Origin of the sequence: Maribacter flavus (assembly GCF_008386635.1) — a bacterium.
Taxonomy (GTDB): Bacteria; Bacteroidota; Bacteroidia; order Flavobacteriales; family Flavobacteriaceae; genus Maribacter; species Maribacter flavus.
Genome location: NZ_VUOE01000002.1, coordinates 1,142,424 through 1,169,054, shown reverse-complemented (window position 1 = coordinate 1,169,054; position 26,631 = coordinate 1,142,424). Strand labels below are relative to the sequence as shown.

At 41.4% G+C, this 26,631-nt stretch carries 22 protein-coding genes; 10 read left to right on the top strand and 12 right to left on the bottom strand.

Going from position 1 to position 26,631, the window contains the following annotated elements; genetic code table 11:
• Positions 1 to 60 precede the first annotated feature (60 nt).
• Positions 61 to 234 (top strand): hypothetical protein, encoded by a 174-nt coding sequence (locus F0361_RS18800; protein ID WP_162850213.1) that lies wholly within the window; start codon positions 61 to 63, stop codon positions 232 to 234.
• 61 nt (positions 235 to 295) lie between these two features.
• Here F0361_RS18800 and F0361_RS15425 read toward each other — a convergent pair whose 3' ends face one another.
• From F0361_RS15425 to F0361_RS15395, 7 genes are all read right to left on the bottom strand, one after another.
• Entirely contained in the window at positions 296 to 2,782 is a 2,487-nt protein-coding gene (locus F0361_RS15425; RefSeq protein WP_154919921.1) for a TonB-dependent receptor domain-containing protein, read from the bottom strand.
• Positions 2,783 to 2,786: 4 nt separating this feature from the next.
• Positions 2,787 to 3,299, bottom strand: a complete 513-nt coding sequence (locus F0361_RS15420) for a hypothetical protein (RefSeq protein ID WP_154919918.1) — start codon at positions 3,297 to 3,299, stop codon at positions 2,787 to 2,789.
• Positions 3,300 to 3,381: 82 nt separating this feature from the next.
• On the bottom strand, positions 3,382 to 3,726 hold the full coding sequence (gene arsC / locus F0361_RS15415; RefSeq protein ID WP_154919916.1) for an arsenate reductase (glutaredoxin): 345 nt from the start codon (positions 3,724 to 3,726) through the stop codon (positions 3,382 to 3,384).
• Between the two features lie 18 nt (positions 3,727 to 3,744).
• A protein-coding gene (gene prfB / locus F0361_RS15410; RefSeq protein ID WP_154920312.1) for a peptide chain release factor 2 occupies positions 3,745 to 4,843 on the bottom strand; the annotation gives its coding sequence in 2 pieces (ribosomal slippage) (positions 3,745 to 4,779 and positions 4,781 to 4,843; 1,098 coding nt in all).
• A 65-nt stretch (positions 4,844 to 4,908) separates the two neighbouring features.
• Entirely contained in the window at positions 4,909 to 5,775 is an 867-nt protein-coding gene (locus tag F0361_RS15405; protein WP_154919913.1) for a transglutaminase-like domain-containing protein, read from the bottom strand.
• A 31-nt stretch (positions 5,776 to 5,806) separates the two neighbouring features.
• Positions 5,807 to 6,754, bottom strand: coding sequence for an alpha-E domain-containing protein (locus F0361_RS15400; protein WP_138258360.1), 948 nt, complete (start codon positions 6,752 to 6,754; stop codon positions 5,807 to 5,809).
• A 7-nt stretch (positions 6,755 to 6,761) separates the two neighbouring features.
• Positions 6,762 to 8,225: a circularly permuted type 2 ATP-grasp protein gene (locus F0361_RS15395; protein WP_154919911.1), complete on the bottom strand. Its 1,464-nt coding sequence runs from the start codon at positions 8,223 to 8,225 to the stop codon at positions 6,762 to 6,764.
• 287 nt (positions 8,226 to 8,512) lie between these two features.
• On the opposite strand from F0361_RS15395, the gene F0361_RS15390 reads away from it, so the two are divergent.
• Positions 8,513 to 10,912 (top strand): zinc-dependent metalloprotease, encoded by a 2,400-nt coding sequence (locus F0361_RS15390; protein ID WP_154919908.1) that lies wholly within the window; start codon positions 8,513 to 8,515, stop codon positions 10,910 to 10,912.
• A 19-nt stretch (positions 10,913 to 10,931) separates the two neighbouring features.
• A complete protein-coding gene (locus F0361_RS15385) occupies positions 10,932 to 11,954 on the top strand; it encodes a threonine aldolase family protein (RefSeq protein ID WP_154919905.1) in 1,023 nt (340 codons plus the stop codon).
• A gap of 20 nt (positions 11,955 to 11,974) precedes the next feature.
• On the opposite strand, the gene F0361_RS15380 is transcribed toward F0361_RS15385, so the two are convergent.
• Positions 11,975 to 12,277 (bottom strand): YegP family protein, encoded by a 303-nt coding sequence (locus tag F0361_RS15380; RefSeq protein ID WP_154919902.1) that lies wholly within the window; start codon positions 12,275 to 12,277, stop codon positions 11,975 to 11,977.
• 148 nt (positions 12,278 to 12,425) lie between these two features.
• Positions 12,426 to 12,752 (bottom strand): YbaB/EbfC family nucleoid-associated protein, encoded by a 327-nt coding sequence (locus F0361_RS15375; protein WP_154919900.1) that lies wholly within the window; start codon positions 12,750 to 12,752, stop codon positions 12,426 to 12,428.
• A 145-nt stretch (positions 12,753 to 12,897) separates the two neighbouring features.
• Between F0361_RS15375 and F0361_RS15370 the strand changes: the two genes are divergently transcribed.
• From F0361_RS15370 to F0361_RS15360, 3 genes are all read left to right on the top strand, one after another.
• Positions 12,898 to 14,958, top strand: a complete 2,061-nt coding sequence (locus F0361_RS15370) for a S9 family peptidase (protein ID WP_154919898.1) — start codon at positions 12,898 to 12,900, stop codon at positions 14,956 to 14,958.
• A 72-nt stretch (positions 14,959 to 15,030) separates the two neighbouring features.
• Entirely contained in the window at positions 15,031 to 16,071 is a 1,041-nt protein-coding gene (locus F0361_RS15365; RefSeq protein WP_138258367.1) for a PLP-dependent cysteine synthase family protein, read from the top strand.
• A gap of 213 nt (positions 16,072 to 16,284) precedes the next feature.
• Positions 16,285 to 17,544 (top strand): aminotransferase class I/II-fold pyridoxal phosphate-dependent enzyme, encoded by a 1,260-nt coding sequence (locus F0361_RS15360; RefSeq protein ID WP_138258368.1) that lies wholly within the window; start codon positions 16,285 to 16,287, stop codon positions 17,542 to 17,544.
• Positions 17,545 to 17,599: 55 nt separating this feature from the next.
• Here F0361_RS15360 and F0361_RS15355 read toward each other — a convergent pair whose 3' ends face one another.
• Positions 17,600 to 18,718 (bottom strand): GTP cyclohydrolase, encoded by a 1,119-nt coding sequence (locus F0361_RS15355; protein ID WP_154919896.1) that lies wholly within the window; start codon positions 18,716 to 18,718, stop codon positions 17,600 to 17,602.
• A gap of 87 nt (positions 18,719 to 18,805) precedes the next feature.
• A complete protein-coding gene (locus F0361_RS15350) occupies positions 18,806 to 19,891 on the bottom strand; it encodes a transporter (protein ID WP_154919894.1) in 1,086 nt (361 codons plus the stop codon).
• Positions 19,892 to 19,977: 86 nt separating this feature from the next.
• On the opposite strand from F0361_RS15350, the gene F0361_RS15345 reads away from it, so the two are divergent.
• From F0361_RS15345 to F0361_RS15330, 4 genes are read left to right on the top strand one after another with little or no spacing between them, the layout of a single operon-like run.
• Positions 19,978 to 20,241, top strand: a complete 264-nt coding sequence (locus tag F0361_RS15345) for a DUF4834 family protein (RefSeq protein WP_138258371.1) — start codon at positions 19,978 to 19,980, stop codon at positions 20,239 to 20,241.
• A 28-nt stretch (positions 20,242 to 20,269) separates the two neighbouring features.
• Complete coding sequence (locus F0361_RS15340) at positions 20,270 to 22,708, top strand: YfhO family protein (protein WP_154919892.1); 2,439 nt, start codon at positions 20,270 to 20,272, stop codon at positions 22,706 to 22,708.
• The gene (locus F0361_RS15335) at positions 22,705 to 23,976 is read left to right on the top strand and encodes a glycosyltransferase family 4 protein (protein WP_154919890.1); all 1,272 of its coding nucleotides are present in this window, start codon (positions 22,705 to 22,707) and stop codon (positions 23,974 to 23,976) included. Before F0361_RS15340 ends, F0361_RS15335 begins: the two co-directional genes overlap by 4 nt.
• Before the next feature lies 1 nt (position 23,977).
• The gene (locus tag F0361_RS15330; protein WP_154919887.1) at positions 23,978 to 25,435 is read left to right on the top strand and encodes an oligosaccharide flippase family protein; all 1,458 of its coding nucleotides are present in this window, start codon (positions 23,978 to 23,980) and stop codon (positions 25,433 to 25,435) included.
• Between the two features lies 1 nt (position 25,436).
• On the opposite strand, the gene F0361_RS15325 is transcribed toward F0361_RS15330, so the two are convergent.
• Positions 25,437 to 26,531 carry an AI-2E family transporter gene (locus F0361_RS15325; RefSeq protein ID WP_317131741.1) on the bottom strand — a complete coding sequence of 365 codons (1,095 nt, stop codon included), beginning with the start codon at positions 26,529 to 26,531 and terminating at the stop codon, positions 25,437 to 25,439.
• Positions 26,532 to 26,631 lie beyond the last annotated feature (100 nt).

Genomic DNA, 26,631 nt, shown 5'->3' with positions numbered 1-26,631 from the left:
AAGTTTGACTTGGAAAATGTATCATTTTCAAAGTATCTTTGGAACATAAAACGAAGTATCATGTTTGAATTTGACCAATATTTAGGATTTCTAGCTTTTTTAACCATACTTACCATAGGTTTTTGGTTAATGATATTCTTGTTGACTTTTGTAGTACCATATTGGTTGTTTGGAAATATTCGTGAGCTTTTGAAGGAAAGACGTGAAAAGAAAAAAGCCGCAAGACAGGCTTAAAATATAGTAATTAAAAAGGGGAAGCATTTTGCTTCCCCTTTTTTTTGTATTCGTTTCTCCATTAACTTCCAAATTCTTCATCGTCTCCGGAGTCGTCCCTTTGCTGTCTTCTTTCACGCTGCTTTTGCTGGTTAATTCGATATACAAAGGAAAGATTGAATTGCCTTACCCGCCATTGAAATTCACTATCTGAAGTAAACGTAGGAGTCTGTGTGAAAGACATACGCTTTCTTGAGTTTAATAAATCGCTAACATTAAAGGCTATGGTGCCATTGTCTTTTAGAATGTCCTTACTAAATGCCAGATTTATGGAAAAAATGCCTTCGTTTTCTGTTTGGGCATTGTTGGTGGGGCCCCGATAGAAGGCGTTTGTTTGCCAATCAATTTTTCCTGGTAATGTAACCTTGGAACTAAATCTAGAAAACCAGCTCGTGTTTTTGGCGCCAAAATCCACACCATTAAATATACCGCTGGAATTAAACTGGAAAAAGTTAAAACTTCCGTTGATTCTCCACCATTTAAAGGGGTTGTAAAGTATGCCAACTTCTCCACCTATTCGCTTATTGGTTGAAAGATTAATGGGCAAAGAGCGTATAATTGCGATACCATCTGTTGTAAGTTGACCTGTTTCTTCTTGGATTCTTTCAAAGGAATTTGTCTCTTTTTGATAATACACAGAAGTTGTAAGTGTAATTTTTTCCCATCTTTTTAGATATCCTATATCATAGGCATTAGCAAAGGCTGGATCCAAATCAGGATTACCTTGAAAAATATTTGTTCTACTGGAAAACGAGGGAAATGGGTTTATGAAGAATCCCCTAGGTCTATTGATACGTCGATTATAACCCAAAGAAATATTTTCGTTTTCGGCTAGTTCATAAATAAGGTTCAAAGTGGGGAAAAGGCCCAAATAATTCTTGTTGAAATCCAAATCAATTTCCGGTCCCAAAATTTCCCGTAATGTTTCAATATCTACGCCGGTTACTTGACCTTTTAACTGTGTGTTTTCCAGTCTTAGACCAGCAAGAAATGAAAATTTCCCGTATTTGTTCCCATATTGGGTATACAGCGCATTTACGTTTTGATTAAAGATAAAACGGTTTGTCAAGCCTGGATTGGGTTCAAAAACACCAGTATTAGGATTACGTTGCTCCAAGGCGAAGTCATTGTCGTTTTCCTCAAAATTACCTCTATAGCCCGCCTCAAATTGTGCATCTCCCATAGGAAGTACATAATCAACCTGTACCAGTACTTCATTTTGTAATTCAATCTGATCTATGTTTTGAGCATCAATAATGGAATCCGTAGGAAAAAATTGGTCTTCACTAATTATGATGGGTTTTATCTCCTCATCAAAGGAATATTGAAAGTCAGCCGTTAATTTATGTCCTTCATCATTAAAATTATTGTTGTAATTAAGTGAAAGTTGATAGCTCTTTTCATCCTCTAATTCAATTTCCCTTCTTAAAGTTCTGCTATCAATATTTGTACCTATGAAACGTGTTGTATTATTATCCGTAACATCTTCTCCATCGTTCAACCTTCCAAAGCCACTAATGGTCAATGAAGATTGATCTGTTAGAAAGTATTCTATTCCTAAATTGGCATTAAATCCGCTATTGTTTCTATTGATATCCCTATCCTCGATAATTCGGTCAAAGGCACCATTAAAATAGGTGTTGTCAAAAAAGCCGTTTCCGGGACCTTTGTTATACCTATAGCCTATAGTAGTAAAAATATTGAAGTTGTCCGTACGAAGGTTAAGGTTTGGAGTAATGGAAAACGCATCTGGATAGCCTACAGTTGTATTTATGGTACCATTAAATCCACGGGTCTTTTCTTTCTTTAAAACGATATTTAAAATACCGGCGGTGCCTTCTGCATCATATCTCGCGGATGGGCTCGTAATCACCTCCACTTTTTCAATAGCATCAGCAGGTAGCTGTCTAAGTGCATCCGTGGAACCAAAGCCCGCAAGGGCGGAAGGTCTACCATTGATCAATATCCTTACGTTTCCATTTCCTCTAAGGGCTATGGCACCATCTACGTCTACAGTAACTGAAGGAATGTTATCCAAGGCATCACTTATGGTCGCACCACTATTCGTTAAATCCTTTCCTACATTATATACCTTTTTGTCCAAGCGTACCTCTACGGTGGTGCGTTCTCCAACTAACTCTACTTCGTTCAGTTGTGCAACATCCAGCGCAAGTTTAATGGTGCCTAAATCCGTGGATTTGGTAAAATTTTGATTAGGAAACTCCTTTGATTTATAAGAGATATATTCTATTCGTGCATTGTATCTTCCAGGACCTACTTCTACGGAAAATTTACCGTTGATATCCGTAATTCCGCCCGTAACCCGTTCTGGATTATCAACACTTTGTAGTACCAAAGTTGCATATTCCAAAGGTTGGTTATTTTCTTCATCTAGAACCGTACCTGTAATCGTTACAGGAGATCGACCGTTCCCTGGGCCTCCTTCTGGTCTTTGACTTATAACTTGTAAAGTGAATAATAGTAGGAGTAAAGGGAAAAGTTTTCTCATAGGTTTAGTTTTTGTCTTTCTTTCGTTGTTTCTTTTTTTCTTTTTTGTTCTTTTTTATGGTTTTGTCCACTCCGTTTTTTTGGAGTTCTACAAATGCCTCATATTTTTCTAGAGGTAAACTTGCTTTTAATTCTTCATCCTGCCGCTGCGTAATCTTATCATAGACCTCACGCATTTTTTCAGGTGGAAGTTTTAATATTTGTGCCTCAATTCTTTCCTGAACGTATTTTTTCAATATTGAACTTAGAATGGCACTTTCAAAATCGTTCAATTGCAAGGCCTCTTTAATGGAGGGCATTTCACCGTCTACCAATTCTTCGGCCGTCTTGGGCTTTACCTCTTCGGGAGTTTCTTGGGCCTGTGGTATGGCACTTCGTCCTCTTCCATATCCATAACCCCTACCATAACCATATCCTCCCATACCATTTCCAAACTGGGCGTATGTTTCTACACCAGCGAATAGAAATAGGGTCAATGTGATAATGCTTAAGCGATTCCATTTCTTTGTACTATTCATAATGTTTGATTTTGAAATTGAACTTTGGTTTAAGTCGCTTTGGTTAATTATTTGTTAATAGTTTCCGCGATTTTAAGGAACCTTAAGAAATCAGGGTCTTAATATTTTCTGGTGGCCTACCTATTACCGCCGTGTTGTTTTTTATAACTATCGGTCTTTCAATGAGTTTTGGGTTCTCTATCATGGCATCTAGGATTTCTTCTTCGGTCAAAAGACGATTTCTATAGTTCTCTTTCCATATTGTCTCGTTTTTACGGACCAAATTCTCCGCCGAGATACCCAAACACTGAAGAACTTGTCGCAGTTCCTCCTTTGAGGGAACATCTTCCAGATATTTAACCACTTCAAACTCCTTGCCAGAATTCTCCAAAATTTCCAGACCCTCCCTTGATTTTCTACATCTTGGATTGTGATAAATTTTAATCATTGTTAAAATATAATGTGTTTATTCCTCCTCTTTTTGTCCCATCATCATAAGGTAGGCCTTTAAAAAGGCATCTATCTCCCCATCCATGACCGCATCCACGTTGCCCGTTTCTTCGGCCGTCCGTACGTCCTTGACCAATTTATAGGGGTGCATTACATAATTCCGTATTTGCGAACCCCATTCTATTTTCATTTTGGAAGACTCTATTTCCTGACGGGCCTCCATTTTTTTCCGCAGTTCTATTTCGTAAAGTTGGGACTTCAACATTTTCATTGCGGTGGCCCTATTGTCATGCTGACTTCTGGAATCAGAACAAGATATTTGTATGCCCGTAGGATGGTGAACCAATTGCACCTTTGTCTCCACCTTGTTGACGTTCTGTCCTCCCGCGCCACTAGACCTTGCTGTGGTGATGGTGATATCCGCCGGATTTACGTCTATCTCTATACTATCGTCCACCAAAGGATACACATAGACAGAAACAAAAGAGGTGTGTCTTTTGGCGTTACTGTCAAACGGGGAAATTCGTACCAATCTGTGAACGCCGTTCTCACCTTTTAGCCATCCAAAGGCATATTCACCATCAATTTCCAAGGTGACCGTTTTAATACCGGCAACGTCACCTTCCTGAAAGTTCAGTTCCTTTACCTTGTATCTATTTTTTTCGGCCCACATCATGTACATCCGCATTAACATGGAGGCCCAATCGCAACTCTCGGTACCGCCCGCACCTGCGGTTATCTGCAGTACGGCGGGAAGTTCATCACCCTCTTCGGAAAGCATATTCTTGAACTCCATTTTTTCCAAGGAATTCAAGGCTTTTTCATATTGAGTTTCTACTTCTTCCTCCGATACTTCCCCTTCCTGAAGGAACTCAATAAGCACTTCCAGATCGGTTACCAATGTCTTGGCGGCATTGAAGTCATCCACCCATTGCTTTTTGGACTGGATGTATTTCATTTGTGCCTGTGCCTCTTGGGGATTGTCCCAAAAATCGGGTGCCAAGGTCTTTTCCTGCTCGTTCTCTATTTCAATAAGTTTGGCATCGATGTCAAAGATACCTCCTTAACGCACCAAGGCGATCAATAAGACCTTTATAATGGTCTGTAGTTACTATCATCTGAGATAATTTTCGGTAAAAATACTATTCTTTTTTACCAAATTTGATATAGTTTGTTCCGATTATTGCTGTATGAGGCGTTGCTGATTTTTAACGACAACGGAATACGTAGTTATATGGTTCTCGGCCGAATGGATTACGCGCTTCTCCGGTAAACAATCCATGGAATCCTTGCCATGGCAGATTTTGATGTAATCGGCATTGACCACCCTATTGTTGGTAGGGTCAAATCCCAACCAACCGTAACCAGGGACAAAGGCCTCCGCCCAAGCATGTATTTGCCCGTCGCCAAGGGATCCATTCTCACGATTCACAAAGCCCGATATATATCTACAAGGTATATTGTTGTTTCGGCCCACGGTACAGAAAAGATGTGCCAGGTCCTTGGAATTGCCCAATTTTGAATCCAGGATTGTCTCCATTCTAGACGTGCCCTCAGGTGCTCCCGATGCAAATTGGAACTTGGAATGTATCCAAAGGTTCAACTTTACAAGGTTTTCAAAAATTCCCTTATTTGGGTCGAACTGGTAGCAACCATTTTTGCCCTTCGGTAATCCCGTAAGTGGGGTTGCCCGTAAAAAACGCTCAAAGTGCACCTTATATTTGAGCGAGCCGATTTCCTCTAGTGTGTTTAGAATATCCTCGGACTTCGTTGGCTCGGGCATTTGTAGCAGGGAAGTACGTACTCTAAAGGTAGCTTTAAAGGAAATTTGGCTGAACGCCTTTTTTGGGTGCACCTTAATGGTTTTAAATCCAAAACCGTTTATTGATAATTGGTTCACACAGTGGGTGGAGTTTGAAAAATCGAATTCCAGTATCTCTTGGAACTCGTTTTCCATGGGGATTATCAGGAATTGCCAATACCCTTCGGCCACCTCATTTTCAAAAGTAGTATTGGATTCGTACAGAATGGTATGCTCTTTCCACATCTTGGATGTAAAAATAGCCTATTTGTAGACATTAATAGTTGAAAAACTCTTCGTCTACCTTATTGCTGATTTCCTCCAGACTTTTGAGAATACTTTCTATAAAGGATTTTATATCCTTTTCAATTTCCTCTATGTATTTGAATTCATATTCGGATCGAACGCGGCCAATCAGAAACGCTGTGGATTCCTTATTGTATTTTCTTTCTGGGTTTAGAATTTTCACATGCTCGTAAAACTGGTTCAGGGCATTCATGACGGACCTTGGGCAATTGGGGTTCAAAATGAGGAATTCCAAGGTGGATATGCTAGTAGGCGGTTTTTTATAGTACCTGCGCATCATGTCATAGGACTCCGCACATTTCAGTAGTGTGGTCCATTCAAAACTTTTCCGAAAACCATCCTCAAAATCGCTCTGAGACAATAATGCGTCGTTATATTTGGAATTGATCATACGGGTAATCTGTGTCGCCCTTTCAATATTTACGCCCATCATGATGATGGCATAAACGGAATCGTGCAATAGCGTACCTCTAATTTTACCCCTAAGTATAGCGCTCATTTCCGTCACATTGGTCGTGAAATCATGGAGCCCGCTTCTTACGAAAACCTCTTTGGGATAATTTAGGACAAAATGGTAGAATTTGTTGATGGATTCATAGAGTTCCGTAGAAATAAGGTCCCGTGCACTGTTGGCATTTTCCCTGGCATATTTTACATTGTTCAAAATGGACGATACAAAACTGGGGTCCACGCCAATTTTGAACAATACCTCTTCCTCCACCAGTGTTCCATTGGAATCCTTATCAGGTTCCCCAACCATAAACAACATCGACCTAAGAACAAACTGTCTGTCCTGGGAAATTTGGTTTGGTGCGTCCAGGGACGAAAAATAATTGACGTTCATATAACGCGCAATGTGCTCGGAACGTTCAATGTATCGTCCCATCCAGAAAAGATTATTGGCTACTCTTGCTAACATGTAGTATTTATTTTTTTAAGACCCAAGTGTCTTTTGACCCGCCGCCTTGGGATGAGTTCACGATTAAATTTCCTTTTTTCAACGCCACGCGGGTCAATCCGCCTTTTAAAACGAACTCCTTGTCCTTGCCTAGAATGGTAAACGTTCTTAGATCTACATGACGCTGTTCAAAAGATTCGGAATCATCGATATAGGTGGGATGTACGGAAAGTGACATGATGGGCTGGGCGACATATTTTCTTGGATTTTCCTTTACCTGTTTTCGTACTTCCTCAATTTCCTGTTGGGTAAGCCTGTTGCCTATGGAGATACCATAACCACCTGCTTCGTCCACAGGTTTTACGACCAGGTCCTTTATATTTTCCAATACATATTGCAACTCGTCCGGTCTGCTACAATGATAGGTATGCACATTGTTTAGGATGGGTTCCTCTTTCAGGTAATATTTAATGATGTCCGGCATATAGGTATAAACCGCTTTATCATCGGCGACTCCCGTGCCAGGTGCGTTTGCAAGTGTTACGTTCCCTTTTTTGTAAGCGGCGAATAGGCCCGGTACGCCCAAAGCGGAATCCGGCCTAAACTCCAATGGATCCAAAAAAGCATCGTCAATTCGCCTGTAGATGACATCCACTTTTTCAGGTCCCTTGATGGTTTTCATGTACACAAAATCGTTTTCCACGAACAGGTCACGTCCTTCTACAAGTTCGACCCCCATGGTCTTTGCCAAGTAGGAATGTTCATAAAAAGCGGAATTATACATGCCCGGGGTAATTACAACGCAATTTGGGATATCTACACCTTTTGGTTTTACGGATTCCAATTGCTCCAAAAGGTTTTCTGCGTAGTCCGTAACCGTATAGGTCTGGTAATGGTTAAAAACCCCAAAGAGGGCCCGTTTCAGGGCCGTGCGGTTGCAGATTACGTAGCTCACTCCGGACGGACATCTAATATTGTCCTCCAAAACATAATACTGGCCATCTTTGTGTTTAATGATATCGGTTCCCGATATATGATTGTAAATGCCACCGGGTGGATTGAGCCCGTTCATTTGATCCAAGTAATTGGCCGAAGACGTAATGAGTTCCAAGGGAACGACCTTATCCTTTAATATATTCTTATCGTGGTAAATGTCCCACAGAAAAAGGTTCAATGCCTTGGCTCTTTGAATTGATCCCCTTTCAATGATGTCCCACTCCTCCGGGTCGATAATTCTTGGGAATAGGTCGAAGGGAAAAATCTTTTCCTGAACATTGTCCTCACCATATACCTGAAAGGTTATTCCCTGATTGAAAAAAGATGCTTTGGCCTTGGAGTTAAGGTTGATATAATCCTGGATGGAATGCCCGCCATAAATATCAAAAAGCTTTTGATAGATATCCTTTATGTTTCCTTTGCTATCGTAAATTTCGTCATATAAATCAGGGTTTCTCTGATAGGAGGAAAAAATTTGGTTCTCAACGTTAGACATACAATTTGTTTTCATAAAAGGTAAAAAATTTTATAGAAAAAACGCTTAGTATTTCAACATAAATAGGGTGCTTAAATTTACTTTTCTATAAAAATCCTGCGACTTTTTTGTTTAAAAACGTGTTTCTCCAATTAGGACACCATCGGTTAAGAATTTAGCCGTAAATTATCTATTTTTAACTCCTAACTAAATTTTGAAACCAAACATCCAAGATGCTTTTTTCACGTATTCATTTGCGACTTATTGGATGTAAACAGTAATTTTTAAGAATCAATACCCATTAATAAATGAAAAATGCATCCCCGTTATGGCTGTTTTTGGCCATACTATCCCTATCACCGGTTTTTGGTCAGTTTTCAGAGAAAAAGAAGGATTTCCAAAAGTTTGAAGGCCTTTTCGATTTCTATTACGATTCCAAAACCGACAAAATTTATCTAGAGGTACCCCAATTGGAAAAGGAGTTTCTATATGTTTCTTCCTTAAGCAGTGGCATCGGAAGCAATGATATTGGCTTGGACAGGGGGCAATTGGGAAATGAACAAGTAGTCTTTTTTAGGAAGGCCGGAAACAAGCTCCTTTTGGTACAGCCTAATTTAAAGTTTAGGGCCTTGACGGACAATGCCCTTGAAAAGAAATCCGTGGAGCAGGCCTTTGCAAAATCCATTTTATATGGTTTTCCCATTGAAGAGGAAAAAGATGGGAAATATATTATAGATATATCGGGGTTTTTAGTGCAGGATACCCATGGTGTTACGGAAAGACTCCAAAGCACCGATCAGGGAAGTTATACGCTGGACAAGGAAAAAAGTGCCATGGCGATGGACCGCACCAAGGCCTTTCCAAAAAATATTGAATTTGATATTACCCTAACCTTTAAGGGAAGTCCCAAAGGAAGCTATGTGAGAAGTGTGGTGCCCAACCCCGGATTGATTACCGTGGCCCAGCATCATTCATTTGTGGAACTCCCCGATGACAATTTTGAAAAGCGCGAGTTCGACCCCAGGTCAGGGGCCTATCCCTTTTCCTATTACGATTATGCGACTCCCGTTGAGGAGTCCTTGATAAAAAGGTTTATCCCTAGGCATCGGTTGGAAAAGAAAAACCCCGATGCCGAGGTCAGTGAAGCGGTAGAACCTATAATCTATTATTTGGATAACGGAACCCCGGAACCTGTTCGTAGTGCCCTTTTGGAAGGTGGCAGGTGGTGGAACCAAGCATTTGAGGCCATTGGGTATAAGGATGCTTTTCAGGTAAAAATGTTGCCGGACGATGCGGATCCCTTGGATGTTCGCTATAATGTCATTCAATGGGTGCACAGATCTACTAGGGGATGGAGCTATGGTTCCAGCGTAGCGGATCCCAGAACCGGTGAAATAATTAAAGGACATGTTAGTTTGGGAAGTTTACGGATCCGTCAGGATTTTTTGATAGCACAGGCTTTGATGAACAAGCCTTTTGAGGAAAGGGACGATAATTACCTGCCTATGTTGGATTTGGCCTTGGCGAGAATCCGTCAGTTATCGGCACACGAAATAGGGCATACTTTGGGCTTTTCGCACAACTTTGCCGCCAGCACCAATGGAAGGGCTTCAGTGATGGATTATCCACATCCCCAGTTTTCGGTCAAAAATGGTGAAATCGATTTTTCCAATGCGTATGATACGGGCATCGGGGAATGGGACAAGGTAATCGTGGCCTATGCCTACAGCGATTTTCCCAAAGGTACCAACGAGCGGGAAGCGTTGAACGAAATTTTGGAAAAAGCAACTTCGGATGGTCTACGGTACATATCCGATCAAGATGCGCGTCCACAAGGCGGGGCCCATGTATTTGCTCACCTTTGGGACAACGGAAAGTCCATCAGCGATGAATTGTTGGATATGTTGAAGATCAGGGAGACCGCTATTGCAAACTTCTCTATAGACAATATCCGCACCAATGAGGCCAATTCCGTTTTGGAAGATGTGTTTGCACCCTTATATTTTTTCCATCGGTATCAAACAGAAGCGGCAACAAAGATTATAGGCGGTTTGGATTATAACTATACCGTAAAGGGGGATGGCCAATTGACCGTTGCCCCTGTAGATAAGCGAACTCAGGAACAAACCTTAGAGGCAATTTTAAGGACCTTGGATGCCGATGAAATTGCAATCCCAAAGGAGAAATTGAGTTTGTTCCCTCCCAGGGCCATTGGTTTTGGAAGTACCCGGGAATCCTTTAACGGCAAGACGGGCGTCACCTTTGACGCACTTTCCGCTCCAGAAACGGCCGCCGATATGACCCTTGGACTATTGCTGCATCCGGAAAGGGCTTCCAGATTGATCCAACAAAAGGCGTTGGACCCAAACAATCTTGGATTGGAAGAGGTATTGGCCGAAGTGGTTTCCAATACCTTTGGAAGGAACCTGAAAAATCCCTATAGCAATGAGGTTCAGCAAAATATCAATTTTAGGGTGCTATTTCATCTGATGAACTTGGCAGCGAGTGATGCCGTCCATCCACAGGTAAATGCGATTGCCAACATGCAGCTCAAAAAATTGAATACCATGAATATGGAAAATGCGGCTATCAAAGGGGAAATTAGCCGTAGGATTACTGATTTTTACGAACACCCAGATGAATTTAAAGTTGTCGCTGCGCCAAAGATTCCGGATGGTTCGCCCATTGGCATGGATTGTTTTCATTAATTCAAAGTAGCTTCCTGTAATGACAATAAATTTGATAAGTGATACGGTCACCAAACCTACCGCTGGTATGCTGGATGCCATGATGTCTGCCCAAGTTGGGGACGATGTGTTCAAAAATGACCCTTCAGTTAATGCTTTGGAGGAGAAATTGGCTAAAATGTTCGGGATGGAGGCCGCCCTTTTCTTCCCGAGCGGTACCATGACCAATCAGACCGCCATAAAATTGCATACCCAACCCGGGGAGCAATTGATCTGTGATAAATATGCCCATGTTTTTAATTATGAAGGGGGAGGGGTGAGTTTTAACAGCGGCGTTTCCTGTCGGCTCTTGGATGGACACCGGGGCATGGTTACGGCGGCACAAGTAGAATCGGCCATAAATCCGCCGGATTTTTATCACAGTCCGTTGACTTCCTTGGTATGTATTGAAAACACGACGAACAAAGGGGGTGGTGCCTGTTGGGATATTGAGGAATTGAAGAAGATAAAGGCGGTATGCGAAAAGCACGGTTTGCATTATCATTTGGATGGCGCCCGATTATGGAACGCCTTGGTGGCTCAACATGAATCGCCAGAACAGTATGGTGGCCTCTTTGAAACCATCAGTGTGTGTTTGAGCAAAGGCTTGGGATGTCCGGTGGGTTCCGTACTTCTGGGAAGTAAGGAACATATTTACCATGCCTTAAGGATACGAAAAATATTGGGTGGGGGCATGCGCCAGTCGGGATTTTTGGCCGCCGCGGGAATCTATGCTTTGGACCATCATATTGACCGACTCTCAGAGGATCATCAAAAGGCGGCAGAAATTGGTGAGGAACTAACGAAGCTGTCCTTTATAAAGAAAGTGGAACCCATAGAAACCAACATCATCATTTTTGAAATTGAGGAGGATTTTATGTCCAGTGCCCACTTCAACTCCAAATTGCAGGAAAAGGATATCCATATCATAAGCATGGGGCAGGGAAAGTTGCGTATGGTAACGCACATGGATTATACCAATGAAATGCACGACTATTTTTTGGAAACCTTACGGCGTTTCTAGGTTATCTAAAATTGGCCCTTTTACGGTTCCAGGATGTTTCGTAGATTTTTGATGCCGTTTTCCATACCGGCTTCGGAGTTGTAAAAACCACTACTACCAATTACGGTTCCTTCATCGTTTTTTAGATTGAAAAGAAATTTACCCTCGAAATTCGTTTTGCGTTCAAACCTTTTGGTTGGAAGGTTGACATTCTTTAGTTCGTTAAGCGTGTGCTCCAAGGATTTGGAATCCTTGAATTCCACACTTTCCAAAAGCACTTTTCCAGTGGCAGATTTTACCACAAACTGGTAAAATTCATCATCCTTGTTTTTAACCTCGATCATACCAATTCTTTCTTTTAAAGATAGGTAATTTCAAAGAATAGGGACTGGAAAACTTTCAAGCCATCGCCATAAGGTTCAACGATAAGTCTTGTCTAGATATCACAACTCTATTTCTTGGGAGTGCCATGTAGGCCTGCCAAACAGTAGTTTACTTGAACAAAGAATCCATTCCTGGAATATTGGGCATTCCTTCCTTGGCAACAGCCGCCAATTCGGTTTCGTTTATGCTCGTCGCCCTTTTAATGGCCTTGTTCAGGGTTAAGATTAGAAAATCCTCCAACTGCTCCTTGTCGGACAAAAGTTCTTCTGAAATTTCGATTTTTTTTATTTCCTTATTGGCGGTGATAGTTACGGAAACGGACCCATCGGAAGATTTTTCATCGATAAGGACCGTGTCCATCCGCTTTTTGGTCTCTTCCACTTTTTTTTGGGTTTCCTTTAGTTTGCCCATCATACCCATCAAATCTCCGAACATAGCTGATTTTTTTGTTTTCGTTTATATTTCAAAGGTACTAAAATGTTCATATTCGTTGCGGATCCAAAATCGGCCTAACATACAGAAACGCTCCAAATAATAAGTTCTATTTTTGCGACCATCTTCAAATTGAAAAGAGAACAGAATGACACAGCGCAATGCACCGGTAGCCAAAAAACGACCTAAGGAATTAGTTGCCCATAACGATGTTAGAATCGATAATTACTACTGGCTTAACGAGAGGGAAGACCCTGAGGTTTTGGCCTATTTGCAAAGTGAAAACGACTTTTACAATGCCATGACGGCGCATACCAAAGCTTTCCAAGAGGCACTTTTTAAGGAAATGAAGACCAGGATCAAGGAAGATGATGCCTCCGTACCCTACAAGCTAGATGAATATTGGTACAAGACCAGATATGAAGTAGGGGGTGAATATCCCATTTATTCCCGTTTCAAGGAAACCTTGGATTCCGAAGAAGAAATCATGTTCAATGGGAACGAGATGGCAGAAGGTTTCGAATATTTTAGTTTGGGCGGAATCGCGGTCAGCCCCAATAATACTTTGGCCATTTTTGGTGTGGATACCGTTTCAAGAAGGGAATATGCACTTCAGGTAAAGAACCTCGAGACAGGTGAAATATATCCAGATAAAATAGAGAATACCACAGGTGGCGGTGTTTGGTCCAACGATAACAAAACCTTTTACTATACCAAGAAGGAACCGGTTACCCTAAGATCGGATAAAATATACAAACACGTTCTGGGAACCCCCGTAGCAAAGGATGAGTTGGTGTTTCATGAGAAGGATGATACTTTTAGCACCTTTGTGTACAAGACAAAATCTAAAAAGTATATTGTAATAGGTTCCCATAGTACCTTGACCTCGGAGTTTCAGATGCTCTCCTTGGAAAATCCGGAAGCAGGGCTTAAAATTTTTTCACCAAGGGAGCGGGGCGTGGAATATTCCATTTTTCATTACGGGGACTCTTTCTATATCCTGACAAATAAGGACGGTGCTACCAATTTTAAGTTAATGAAGGTGGGAGAGGATAGCACGGAATCCAGGAATTGGCAAGAGTTCATTCCGCACAGGGAGGATGTGCTATTGGAAGATGTTGATATTTTCAAGGATTACTATGTCCTTTCCGAAAGGGAAAACGGACTCAACCAGATTCGGATAGTCCGTTGGGACGGTTCGGATGCCTATTACTTGCCTTTTTCAAGTGAGACTTATACAGCCCACGTGGGCAACAATAGGGATTTTGATACCCAAATTTTAAGATATAGTTATAACTCATTGAGAACTCCAAGTTCTGTAATCGATTTCAATATGGCCACCAAAGAGGAGACCGTTCTGAAAGAACAGGAGGTGCTTGGAGGAGGTTTCGATAAGGACAATTATATTGAAGAACGTCTTTGGGCCACGGCAAGGGACGGGATAAAAATTCCTATTTCCTTGGTATACCATAAGGATACGGTTTTAACCAAGAATACCCCGCTTTTACAATATGCCTATGGTTCCTACGGCTACACCATCGACCCCTATTTTTCAACCGTACGCCTGAGTTTATTGGACCGGGGTTTTGTCTATGCCATTGCCCATGTAAGGGGTGGTGAGTATTTGGGGAGGAAGTGGTATGAGGATGGAAAGCTTTTAAAAAAGAGGAATACGTTTACGGATTTTATCGATTGTTCCGAATATCTCATTGATAGGCAAATGACCAGTCCAGATCATCTATATGCCATGGGCGGTTCCGCAGGCGGACTTTTGATGGGGGCGGTCATAAATATGGCGCCGGAGCTTTACAACGGGGTAATTGCTTCCGTACCCTTTGTGGATGTGGTCACTACAATGCTGGATGATTCCATTCCCCTTACTACCGGGGAGTACGACGAATGGGGCAATCCGAATGATTTGGAATACTACAACTACATGAAATCCTATTCCCCGTATGACAATGTAAAGGCCCAGCATTATCCCAATTTGTATGTTTCCACAGGATTGCATGATTCCCAAGTCCAATATTTTGAACCTGCTAAGTGGGTCGCCAAATTAAGGGAATTGAAAAAAAACGATACCCTTTTATTTTTTGATATCAATATGGAAACGGGTCATGGTGGGGCTTCTGGAAGGTTCGAGGCACTTAGGGAAGCTGCGAAGGAATATGCATTTTTGCTGGATTTGGAAGGAAAAATAGTACTGTAGAAAAAAAATAGTAGATTTGTAGCAAATTTTAACAAATCGTTGATTTGCTAAAAATAAAAATCATATCCCCCTATGGAAAATAAGATAAAGGCTAATAACAATATCTTAGAATTAATTGGGAAAACACCCTTGGTGAAACTTAACAGAATTACCGAGAATCTTACAGGTGACTTTTATGCCAAAGTTGAGGCATTCAATCCGGGTCACTCCTCCAAAGACCGCATCGCAATCCACATAATAGAAGAGGCCGAAAGGAAAGGTCTTTTAAAGGAAGGCAGTACCATCATTGAGACAACTTCAGGGAATACTGGTTTTAGTATTGCCATGGTAAGTATTATCAAGGGGTACAAATGTATTCTGGCGGTCAGTTCTAAGTCTTCTGCCGATAAAATCGATATGCTACGTTCCATGGGTGCGGAAGTGTATGTTTGTCCTGCCCATGTGAGTGCGGATGATCCAAGGTCCTACTACCAAGTAGCGAAACGTTTGCATGACGAAACCAAGAACTCCATATATATCAATCAGTATTTTAATGAATTGAATATGGAGGCCCACTATCGATCAACAGGTCCTGAAATTTGGGAACAAACAGCCGGACAGATTACGCACTTGGTGGCCTGCAGTGGGACGGGTGGTACTATTTCCGGTACGGCCCGATATTTAAAGGAACAAAACCCGAATATCAAAATCATTGGAGTAGACGCCTATGGTTCCGTTTTAAAGAAATATCACGAGACGGGAACCTTGGATACCAATGAAATCTATCCGTACAGGATTGAAGGATTGGGTAAAAATTTGATTCCAACTGCCACGGATTTTGAGATTATCGATGAATTTATAAAGGTCACCGATGCGGAAAGTGCACATACCGCAAGGGAAATTTCCAGAACGGAGGGCATTTTTGTAGGGTATACTAGCGGAGCCGTTATGCAGGCCGTGAAACAACTGGATGAATTGAACACCTTTGATGCGAACAGCAAAGTCGTTGTTATCTTCCCAGATCACGGTTCACGGTATATGAGTAAAATTTACAGTGACCAGTGGATGGAAGACCAAGGCTTTTTGGAGGCCAATCCAGTGGAAGCGAAACAGGAAATCCAGTTCATTAAGTAAGCTGAGGTTTAAGAATACTACCAAAAGCGGGCTTTTTGCCCGCTTTTTTTTATTCATAACTACCTTAGGGAAAGCCCACGAGGCATTCTTCGAAGACGAACTTTTAATTTCGTGACTAACCTAGGTATAGTAAACCCTTTGGCGGTGCCAATAAATTATTTGTGAATGCTGTCCAAAAATTTTTACTTTTGCAGGCAGAACCAAAACTAGGTGATGAGAGATTTATTTGAAAGAATCATAGAAAATAAGGGCCCGTTAGGTAAGTGGGCTTCACAAGCAGAGGGATATTTTGTATTTCCTAAATTGGAAGGTCCAATTTCCAATAGGATGAAGTTCCAAGGAAAGGATGTAATTACCTGGAGTATAAACGATTATTTGGGTCTTGCAAATCTACCCGAAATAAAAAAGGTAGATGGTGAAGCAGCAACGGAGCACGGAGCGGCGTACCCAATGGGCGCACGTATGATGAGTGGTCATACGGACTACCACGAGCAATTGGAACGGGAATTGGCAGAATTTTCCCAAAAAGAGGCTTCCTACTTGCTTAATTTTGGTTACCAAGGGTTTATGTCGGTTATCGATGCATTGGTTACAAAGGATGATATTATTGTGTATGACGTGGATTGCCACGCCTGTATTATCGATGGTGTTCGATTGCATATGGGTAAAAGGTTTACGTTTACCCATAACAATGCCGAGAGTCTGGAAAAGAACCTTGAGCGAGCCACCAAAATGGCGGACCAAACAGGAGGAGGTATTTTGGTTATCTCCGAAGGTGTTTTTGGGATGCGGGGCGAACAAGGGATTCTTAAGGAAATTGTCGCGTTAAAAAAGAAGTTCAACTTTAGGTTATTGGTAGACGATGCCCATGGTTTTGGAACGTTGGGCAAAACCGGAGCAGGTGCAGGTGAGGAGCAAGGTGTTCAGGATCAAATAGATGTGTATCTGGCCACATTTGCCAAATCCATGGCTGGTATTGGTGCTTTTGTTGCGGCCGATCAAGAAATAATCGATTACCTAAAATATAATTTGCGTTCCCAAATGTTCGCAAAATCCCTTCCCATGGTTTATGTGAAAGGAGCTTTAAAACGTTTGGACATGTTACGTACCATGCCGGAGCTTAAGGCGAAGTTGTGGGAAAACGTTAACGCCCTTCAAAATGGTTTAAAGGAGCGAGGTTTTGATATTGGGACCACTACTAGCTGTGTCACCCCTGTATATTTGAACGGTAGTATTCCAGAGGCGATGGCATTGGTAAAGGATTTGAGGGAAAATTACGGTATTTTCTGTTCTATTGTCGTATATCCAGTTATTCCTAAAGGATTGATTTTGTTGCGTTTGATACCAACGGCAACCCATACCATGGAGGATATTAGCGAAACTTTGGATGCTTTTTCCGCTATCAGGGACCGATTGAAAAACGGAACCTATAAAAGATTATCCGCAGCGGTTGCAGCGGCTATGGGAGAGTAGCGTTCGATTTTTCAATAAGTAATAAATAAAGCCCAAACATTAAGTTTGGGCTTTTTTATAGGCTTTTTCTATAGGTTCTTCTTCTTTTGTAAACCTCTGGGCTAAAGTGCTTCCACATTTGCTTTATGGCAATGTTTTCTTCCAACTCTGGAGTTCTGTAACACATTTTTATACCTTTTTCCGTGAATACCTTGTAATATTCATTGAATATGATGGCGGTAACACCTTTGTTCTGGTATTCAGGGTGGATGCCTATCAAATAAAAGATAGCATCCTTACTGTTCCTTTTTGCCGATAATAGATGAAAAATCCCAAAAGGTAACAATGTGCCATTGGCTTTTTGCAAAGCCTTGGAATAAGAGGGCATTACGATGGCAAAGGAAATTACCTTGTCATTTTTGTCCAGAATAAATTTGATGTACTCCGGATTGATAAAACTGATATATTTTTTTTTGAAATAGGCCTTTTGTATTTCGGTAATGGGAACAAAGGAAGAAAGCTTTGCGTAGGTTTCGTTAAAAAGGTCGAACATCTCGTCCACATAGGGCATAACCTCCTTGGTGCTTTTAAAGTTCATTTCTTTTAGGCCATACCTCTTTTTAACAATGTCATTAAGTTTGGTAAAGAGTGCAGGATCTGCATTACTAACGGGGAATTTGTTCTCCATGTACTCCTTCTCCTTTACAAATCCAAAATTGGCGTAATGCTTTTCATAATAGGGATGGTTATACCAAGTGACCATAGAGCCAATATGGTCAAAACCTTCCACAAGTACTCCTACTTTATCCAGATTGGAAAAACCTACCGGTCCCTCCATAAATTCAAGTTGATTTTCCCTTCCTATTTCCGCAACTTTTTCCAAAAGTAGTTTGGAGACATTGGGATCGTCTATAAAATCGAACCAACCAAATCGCATTTTCTTGATCTGTTGCTGCTCAATTTCCAATCGGTTGATGATAGCGGCGACCCTACCAACAATGGAATGATTTTTATAGGCTAGAAAAAATCGGGCATCCGCATCTTTGAACACGGGGTTTATATCCTTGTTAAAAGAGTCAAGTTCGTCCTTTATAATAGGGGGAACCCAATATTTGGAACCCTTGTAGAGCGAAAAAGGAAAGGTTACGAACTTCTTTAGCTCCTTGGTATTTGCAACCTCTTTTAATGTGATCATCGACGCTTCTTAGAAGCATCAATATTAGGAATATTAATCAATACCTAAAAATTAAGCAAAGGTTAAAAGTACTAAGGGTATCGAAATTTAGAAGTCAATTTCGCTGTCGTCCCTATTTCCTTTTTTTTGGGCCTTTTTGAGTTTTCTCAATTGCTTTTTGGACGGTCCCAAATCCACGTCTTCCGCACCGCTTCCCCGGGATTTTCTATCTTTTCGTTTCTCCTTTTTCATGGAGTTTTTCTTGATGGCACCCCCATTTTCATTGGACTTTTGGTCTTCGATGGGGACCAATTTATCTTTGTGGAAGTCAAACCTATAGGACCCCCCTATATTCACAAAAACACGGGACGGTGTATTTTTAAAACTTGCCCCTAGTCCCATATCTACTTGAAGTTGCTCATTGAACAAATAGGCAACCCCTCCACGTAATAATAAATCTGAATAGCGATCGCTTTGTATTCCCTGATGTTCCAAAAAGGTACTCCATTTGGGGTTTCTAAAGGCATGTGAGAAGGAAATTATATAACTCAATTCTGGGTCATCGGTTCCAATTCTATCATAAGCCGTATTGGTGATCATGACCATTCTTGGCGTCATCCTGCTTTGGGTGGCCAACATGACCCGCGGCGAAAAGGTGGGTTCTCCCGGATAGTAGGGATTGTCGCCCAAAACAAAATTGGCTCCCGCATACAGGGAGACGGCAGGCAACAAGTTTTTAAACTGGAACTTATGGTTGGCGCGCCAACTGTAAAGATTGGGTTTGTTCCGCTCCGGATTTTTATACGGGTCGTAGATTAAATACTTAAGACCCAATCTATTCCTGGAAAAATCCCTTCTCTTGGCCTTAAGGTCAAAGAATTCATATATAATATCCTGATCTTGAAAAGTACCTTCATAGTTTAGTTCCAAACGCTCAAACAACAATCCGTATCGCAATGAAAAGTTTGATCCCCAAGAATCGGATTGCGTGTTCAACAGTGTATGGTCGCTCTGTTCATAAAATAGACCCATTTCCAGCTGCACAACATTTCTTCCCACAGCATAAGCACTTACGGAAAGTCCAGGCCTGTTAGAATTTATAACATCCGTATATTGGGCCAGGACGGACAAAGGCACAATCAATAAAACCAGTAGTTGTAATAGGATTCTTTTGCTACTAAAGGGCTTGCCCATGGAAACGACTTTATAATTATTTTAATACTTTGAATCTAGTTATACAACGTGATAATTGTATTTTTGATATGTAGCAATCCAAATAAATGGCATTTTTAAAAACAATCCTGGTAATTCTATTGGTGTACTACCTGCTGAAAATTTTGGCAAGGATGTTCGCGCCTAAAATATTGAATTACGCGGCTAAAAAGACCGAGTCGCATTTTAGGAAGACCTTTGAAGGATTCCAGCCAGAATCCAATCAGCAAGAGGAGCAAGTAGGTGACGTTATCATCAAAAAAAAGTCGGCCAAGAAAAGGAGCAATTCCGAAAAAGTTGGGGAATATATCGATTTTGAAGAAATAGACTAGTTATCTTTGTCTAACCAACCACCGGAACATGAAGAAAGGTCTAAAATTCTTTATTACCCATTTTTTTGTCACCGTATTCCTTATCATCGCCGCACTGGCCTACTTTCATCCAGTACTTCAGGGAAAGGTAATTTTTCAGAATGACATTGCCCAGTACACGGGCATGGCCAAAGAACAAAACGATTTCAGGAAAAGAACGGAAACAGAGCCTTACTGGACCAACAGTGCTTTTGGGGGCATGCCCACGTATCAGTTGGGGGCAAACTATCCCCACAATTACGTCAAGGAATTGGATCGGGCCATCCGATTTTTACCAAGGCCCGCAGATTATCTATTTCTTTATTTTATCGGATTTTATATTCTTCTCTGTTGTTTGAAGGTCGATTATAAACTGGCCATTGTAGGGGCTTTGGCCTTTGGCTTTTCGAGCTATTTGATCATTATTATTGGAGCGGGACACAATGCAAAGGCCCATGCATTGGGATATTTGCCCATTCTTTTGGCGGGTATCGTGTTGGTATTTAGAAAGAAATACCTATCCGGATTTTTACTGGCGGCCTTGGGAATGGCATTAGAAATTGTGGCCAACCACTACCAAATGACCTATTATTTCATGTTGCTGGTACTGGTTTTGGGGATAGCGTATTTGGTCGATGCCATCAAACGAAAGGAATTAAAACACTATGTTATCTCGGTTGGAATTTTGGTAGCGGCTGTCGCATTGGGTATTGCCGCAAATGCCACAAGCCTTCTGGCCACGAAGGAATATGCAGATTGGAGTACCAGGGGCAAAAGTGAACTGACCATTAATCCTGATGGTTCCCCAAAGGCGAGCACGGATGGATTGAGCAAGGAGTACATCACGCAATGGAGTTATGGAATTACGGAATCCTTAAACTTGTTCGTTCCCCGGCTATTTGGTGGGGCAAGTCAGGAAAACCTAGGTGAGGACTCAAAATCCTTCAACTATTTGATAGACAAAGGACTGCCCAGGTCCAGTGCCTTGGATTTTGTTAGCGGACTACCTCTTTATTGGGGAGAACAACCCGGGACATCCGGTCCTGCCTACATTGGGGCCATTATATTTTTCCTGTTTATTTTGGGATTGTTCTTGGTCAAGGGAAAACATAAGTGGTGGTTGTTGTTCGGGGTGTTGATGTCGTTGATGCTTTCCTGGGGAAAGAATTTCAGCGGACTCACAAACTTCATGATCGATTATTTTCCGCTGTACGATAAGTTTAGGGCGGTTTCCTCCATCCAGGTCGTATTGGAATTATGTGCGCCCCTCTTGGCCATCTTGGCCTTGAAAAAGATATTTTCACCTAAAGTCCCTCCCTCGGATAAGTTGAATTCCTTAAAATATGCCGGAGCGGTAGTTTTGACTCTAGGAGTCTTGTTGTTCCTTGTCAAGGGAATGTTCGATTTTACGGGGCCTTCGGACGAACGGTTGCGCATGACCGGTTTAGAGGAACTTCCTGAAATGTTGCGACTGGACCGTAAGGCAGTGTACACGAACGATCTTATTCGGTCATTGATTTACGTGTTGATAACCGCTAGCTTGGTCTGGTTGTACCTCAAAGGGAAACTCAAGGAGAATTGGGTCGTATTGGGTATCGGAATGCTCGTGGTATTTGATTTGGTAGGGGTGAACCTTAGGTATGTGAACGCCGATAATTTTGTGGCCAAACGGAGGATGCTGGAGCCGTTTCAGGCTTCGGAAGCGGATAAGCTGATTATGGAAGACGATGGGGTATATAGGGTTTTTGATCAAACCGATGGTTTTGATTCGGCAAAAACGGCCTATTTCCATCAAAGCATTACGGGATACCATGCGGCCAAACCTGCCGGTATACAGGACTTGTATGAATTCCATATCTACAAGGGGAATCTTTCCGTATTCAATATGTTGAACGTTAAATATGTGATTCGGCAAGATCAGGAAGGCAACATATTTCCCATTCAAAATCCAGATGCCAATGGAAATGCTTGGTTTGTTAGAAAGCTAAAGCCCGTAGAATCTGCCAACGAGGAGATACTCGCTTTGGATAGTCTGGACACAAAGAACGTCGCAGTCTATAATTCCGAAAAAGTAAACAATATCAATCGTCTTGATTTTCAAGTGGATTCCACCGCCACTATTCAATTGACGGATTATGAGCCCAATCATCTGACCTACAGTTCCTACAATCCTAATGCGGGAGTCGCGGTTTTTAGTGAAATGCACTACCCACAAGGTTGGAACGCCTATTTGGATGGACAACGCACCGACCATTTTAAGGTAAACTATGTGTTAAGGTCCATGCGTGTACCCGAGGGAAAACATACCATTGAATTTAAGTTTGAGCCGGAAGTCGTAGAACAAGGTAGCACGATTGCCTTGGCAAGTACCATTCTCCTTGGTTTGGTGCTTTTGGGTGGCATTGGATATTCTTTTTGGAGAACCAAAAAAGGAGAAACTTCCCAATGAAACGCGCTTTGGTCATCACGTATTACTGGCCCCCGGCAGGCGGCCCCGGAGTACAACGATGGTTAAAGTTTGTATCCTATTTTCGGGATTTTGGTGTGGAGCCGGTGGTTTACATTCCCAAAAATCCACATTATCCTTTAATGGATGCATCCCTGCTTGCGGATGTTCCAATCGATATTAAAATCATAAAACATAAAATCTTCGAACCCTATGGACTCTCAAAATTGATATCCGGCAGGAAGACCCAACGGATAAGTTCCGGGGTCATTTCCGAGAAGAATCAGTCCGTATTGGAACGGATCATGCTTTGGATACGGGGAAATCTTTTTATTCCCGATGCCCGAAAATTTTGGGTGAATCCGTCCGTTAAATTATTGGGTCCTATTTTGAAGGAGGAAGGGATAGAAACCATTATTACTACCGGACCCCCGCACAGTGTACATCTTATCGGACTTAAATTAAAGGAGCAATTGGGGCTGCAATGGATAGCCGACTTTAGGGATCCCTGGACCTCTATTGGCTATCATAAAAAACTGAAGCTAACGACATCGGCACAAAAAAAGCATAAGGAACTTGAGCGAAAGGTCTTGAATACTGCCGATAAAATCGTGGTTACAAGCAAGACCACGAAGCAAGAATTCCAGGGCCTTACCCCAAAACCCATCAAAGTAATCACCAATGGTTATGACATGGGGGAAAGAAAGCCCGTTACCTTGGATGAAAAGTTTACCATAGCCCATATTGGATCTATGCTTACCAAACGAAACCCATGTAAATTATGGAAGGTGTTGGGTGAATTGGTGCGCGAAAATCCGGAATTCAAAGAATCCCTACAATTAAATTTTGTGGGCGTCGTGGGGCAGGACATCCTGGATTCCCTGAACGAATTTGGTTTAAATGAATATGTCATCATCATTGGCTATGTACCACATGAGGAGGCGGTTTTATATCAGCAAAAATCACAAGTATTATTATTGGTGGAAATCGATTCCGAGGAAACAAAAGGAATCATTCCTGGAAAATTCTTTGAATATGTACGTTCAGGAAGGCCTATTTTGGGTATTGGGCCTGAAAATTGGGAAGTAGCGGAAATGATATTGGAAACGACATCGGGCGAGGTTTTTAACCACACCCAGGAGTCGGAGCTTAAGATGGTACTTTTAAACTGGTTTCAGCAGTTTCAGAATAATTCATTAAAATCATCGGCTACGAATATTGAGCGCTACAGCAGGCGTGAACTAACGAGGCAATTGGCAGATTATATTTAGCATGGGCATCGTACTAAAACAATCCTTGAGCAATACCATGGTTACCTACCTTGGATTTGCCATTGGTGCGGTAAATACGCTATTTCTATATACTAATTTTATGCAGCCGGAACATTATGGTCTGGTTCAATTGATTTTGTCCGTATCCGGGGTTCTTATGCCTATCTTGGCCTTTGGAGTGCCCAATAGCCTTGTAAAGTTTTACAGTAGTTTTAATACCGAAAAGGAGCAGGACCAATTTTTGGGCATGATGCTTTTTCTACCGTTGCTCTTTATCGTTCCTATAGGTGTAATCAGTTTTTTTGCCAATGAGGCCATTGGGAAATTGCTATCAAATGAAAACCCGGTTGTGCGGGACTATGTTTGGCAAATATTCCTGATCGGAATTTCCATGGCCTATTTTGAGGTTTTCTACGCATGGGCCAGAATCCGGATGAAGTCGATTTTTGGAAATTTCATGAAAGAGATTTTTTGTAGGATAGGGCAGAGCCTTTTACTGGTTCTCCTTTGGTTGCAGGTACTGGATGTGCCCCAATTCATCAATGCCTTGGTGGGGTTTTACATTTTGAGAGTGGCTATCATGAAGTTGTATGCGTACCGACTTCGGTTTCCAAAATTGACGGCTGTACTACCTTCCAATTGGCGGGAAATCCTTCAATACAGTGCCTTGATAATCTTGGGAGGGTCTACCGCCATTGTACTTATGGAGGTGGACAAGGTCATGCTCAACAATTATTTGCCCATTGAAAACGTGGCCTTTTATGCCGTTGCAGGCTTTATGGCTACCGTAATTGCCGTACCCAGTAGGGCGATGCATCAAATAACCTACCCCATGACGGCCGAATATATCAACGCCAATGATATGAAGTCGCTTGGAGGATTGTATCGGAAAAGCTCCCTGACCTTATTCATAGTTTCATCCTTGCTGCTGATTTTAATACTGCTGAATTTACAGGATCTGTACAAACTTTTGCCATCGGATTATAGTGAGGGATATATCATTGTGTTTTGGATAGGTTTGGTAAAAGTCTATGATTCCTTGTTGGGCAACAATAACTCTATATTGTTCAATTCCAAATACTATACATCCGTGTTGTTTTTTGGTGTTTTATTGGCCATTTTGGCGATAGGTTTCAATCTTTGGTTGATACCAAAATTTGGGCTGCAGGGAGCTGCCATTGCCAGTTTTTCGGCGTTTTTTATTTACAACTCATTGAAGTTGTACTACGTGAAAACCAAGTTTGGTCTTCAGCCTTTCACAAAGGAAACTTTAAAAGTCCTTTTGTTGGTACTAGGGTTGGCGCTTGTTTTTTCCGCGATACCGTTTTCATTTCACCCCATCTTAAATATAGGGGTCAAAAGTATTTTAATTTCGGTGGTTTATTTATTGATACTTTATAAATTCCGAATTTCAGAAGATATTCATGCCGTTTTGCATAGATATTTGGGTAGAAAATAATTTATATTTGACGTGATTCTTCCGATTTTCGTAAACCGTACTGCTCTTTATAAACTTTAAGCAAAACTAAAAATAGGTTTACAATTAAGGGACCAAAAATTAGTCCTACAAATCCAAAAAGGGGTATCCCCAGAAGTACACCAATAAGGGTTATCAATGGATGGATGCTATCCAATTTTTGAAGTAACAAAAGCCGAATAAGGTTGTCAGTAGAACCTACCACGACCATTCCGTAAATAAAAATTCCCCACGCCTGAAAGTCGTTTCCACTGGCCAGACTCAAAACGAATACCGGAAAAATCCCGACAAAGGTCCCAATAAAAGGTATCATGGATCCTATGGTGACGATTACGAACCAAAACCACGGATTATCAATGTCGAAAATAAAAAAGCCTATAAGAGCGATAATTCCTTGTGCAATTGCTACCAAAGGTATTGCTATTGCGTTGGAACGGACCACCTTGTCTATTTCATTTCCCAGGGTAACCAATGTTTTATTGCTCAACGGAATATATTCCATTAAGGAATCCCTCATTTCCTTTGGACCTATGAGCATGTAATATAAGATGATCAAAAGTACCCCAATGGAAACAACTATGTTAAGGGTACCACTTGCAAAGCCCGAAAAGTTGTCAGTAACCCACCCCGATGCCTGTTGCGGGTCAATGGCATTTGAAATATCATAACCTAAATGCTTTTCCAATACGAAGACTTGTTCCTTAAAAGCACTGATAACTTGTTCCGATTTATCGGCCAAGTTACCAATTTTAAATCCTAGCATATAAATGGCACCGGATAATGGGATGCAGATGCCAATGCTGGCCAAAGTAATCAGAATAATTGCGGACCACCTTTTTCCCAATCGGGTCTTTTGGAGTCTTTTCATCCATTTTCTTAGGATGACATACAACGTAAGTGCTCCCAAAACCCCCGAAATATAGGGTAACATGGAGTCGAATATGAGCCAGCCAAAAAAAAGAATCAATATTAGCAGTAATAATTGCCGGATCAACTTTGGATGTATTTTTTTCAATCTACTTATGGAATTAGGTTTTTGGGAAGCTACCAGGTTTTGATCAAATAGATTGATGCACATGGTGAAATATGTAGTCTAATTGCAATTTGTATAAAATTAAATTGGATTAAAATATGTCAAAGAAATTCCTATCAGCAAAAAAAAGCCCCGCAGCAAACGA

Excerpts from the sequence above, each read along its gene's own strand:
- F0361_RS15395 (WP_154919911.1), bottom strand. The coding sequence starts at position 8,225 with ATGTCTAACGTTGAGAACCAAATTTTTTCCTCCTATCAGAGAAACCCT.
- F0361_RS15370 (WP_154919898.1), top strand. The coding sequence starts at position 12,898 with ATGACACAGCGCAATGCACCGGTAGCCAAAAAACGACCTAAGGAATTA.
- F0361_RS15365 (WP_138258367.1), top strand. The coding sequence starts at position 15,031 with ATGGAAAATAAGATAAAGGCTAATAACAATATCTTAGAATTAATTGGG.
- F0361_RS15400 (WP_138258360.1), bottom strand. The coding sequence starts at position 6,754 with ATGTTAGCAAGAGTAGCCAATAATCTTTTCTGGATGGGACGATACATT.
- arsC (WP_154919916.1), bottom strand. The coding sequence starts at position 3,726 with ATGATTAAAATTTATCACAATCCAAGATGTAGAAAATCAAGGGAGGGT.
- F0361_RS18800 (WP_162850213.1), top strand. The coding sequence starts at position 61 with ATGTTTGAATTTGACCAATATTTAGGATTTCTAGCTTTTTTAACCATA.
- F0361_RS15360 (WP_138258368.1), top strand. The coding sequence starts at position 16,285 with ATGAGAGATTTATTTGAAAGAATCATAGAAAATAAGGGCCCGTTAGGT.
- F0361_RS15425 (WP_154919921.1), bottom strand. The coding sequence starts at position 2,782 with ATGAGAAAACTTTTCCCTTTACTCCTACTATTATTCACTTTACAAGTT.
- F0361_RS15420 (WP_154919918.1), bottom strand. The coding sequence starts at position 3,299 with ATGAATAGTACAAAGAAATGGAATCGCTTAAGCATTATCACATTGACC.
- F0361_RS15405 (WP_154919913.1), bottom strand. The coding sequence starts at position 5,775 with ATGTGGAAAGAGCATACCATTCTGTACGAATCCAATACTACTTTTGAA.
- F0361_RS15330 (WP_154919887.1), top strand. The coding sequence starts at position 23,978 with ATGGGCATCGTACTAAAACAATCCTTGAGCAATACCATGGTTACCTAC.
- F0361_RS15350 (WP_154919894.1), bottom strand. The coding sequence starts at position 19,891 with ATGGGCAAGCCCTTTAGTAGCAAAAGAATCCTATTACAACTACTGGTT.
- F0361_RS15390 (WP_154919908.1), top strand. The coding sequence starts at position 8,513 with ATGAAAAATGCATCCCCGTTATGGCTGTTTTTGGCCATACTATCCCTA.
- F0361_RS15385 (WP_154919905.1), top strand. The coding sequence starts at position 10,932 with ATGACAATAAATTTGATAAGTGATACGGTCACCAAACCTACCGCTGGT.
- F0361_RS15340 (WP_154919892.1), top strand. The coding sequence starts at position 20,270 with ATGAAGAAAGGTCTAAAATTCTTTATTACCCATTTTTTTGTCACCGTA.
- F0361_RS15325 (WP_317131741.1), bottom strand. The coding sequence starts at position 26,531 with ATGTGCATCAATCTATTTGATCAAAACCTGGTAGCTTCCCAAAAACCT.
- F0361_RS15335 (WP_154919890.1), top strand. The coding sequence starts at position 22,705 with ATGAAACGCGCTTTGGTCATCACGTATTACTGGCCCCCGGCAGGCGGC.
- F0361_RS15345 (WP_138258371.1), top strand. The coding sequence starts at position 19,978 with ATGGCATTTTTAAAAACAATCCTGGTAATTCTATTGGTGTACTACCTG.
- F0361_RS15380 (WP_154919902.1), bottom strand. The coding sequence starts at position 12,277 with ATGATCGAGGTTAAAAACAAGGATGATGAATTTTACCAGTTTGTGGTA.
- F0361_RS15375 (WP_154919900.1), bottom strand. The coding sequence starts at position 12,752 with ATGTTCGGAGATTTGATGGGTATGATGGGCAAACTAAAGGAAACCCAA.
- F0361_RS15355 (WP_154919896.1), bottom strand. The coding sequence starts at position 18,718 with ATGATCACATTAAAAGAGGTTGCAAATACCAAGGAGCTAAAGAAGTTC.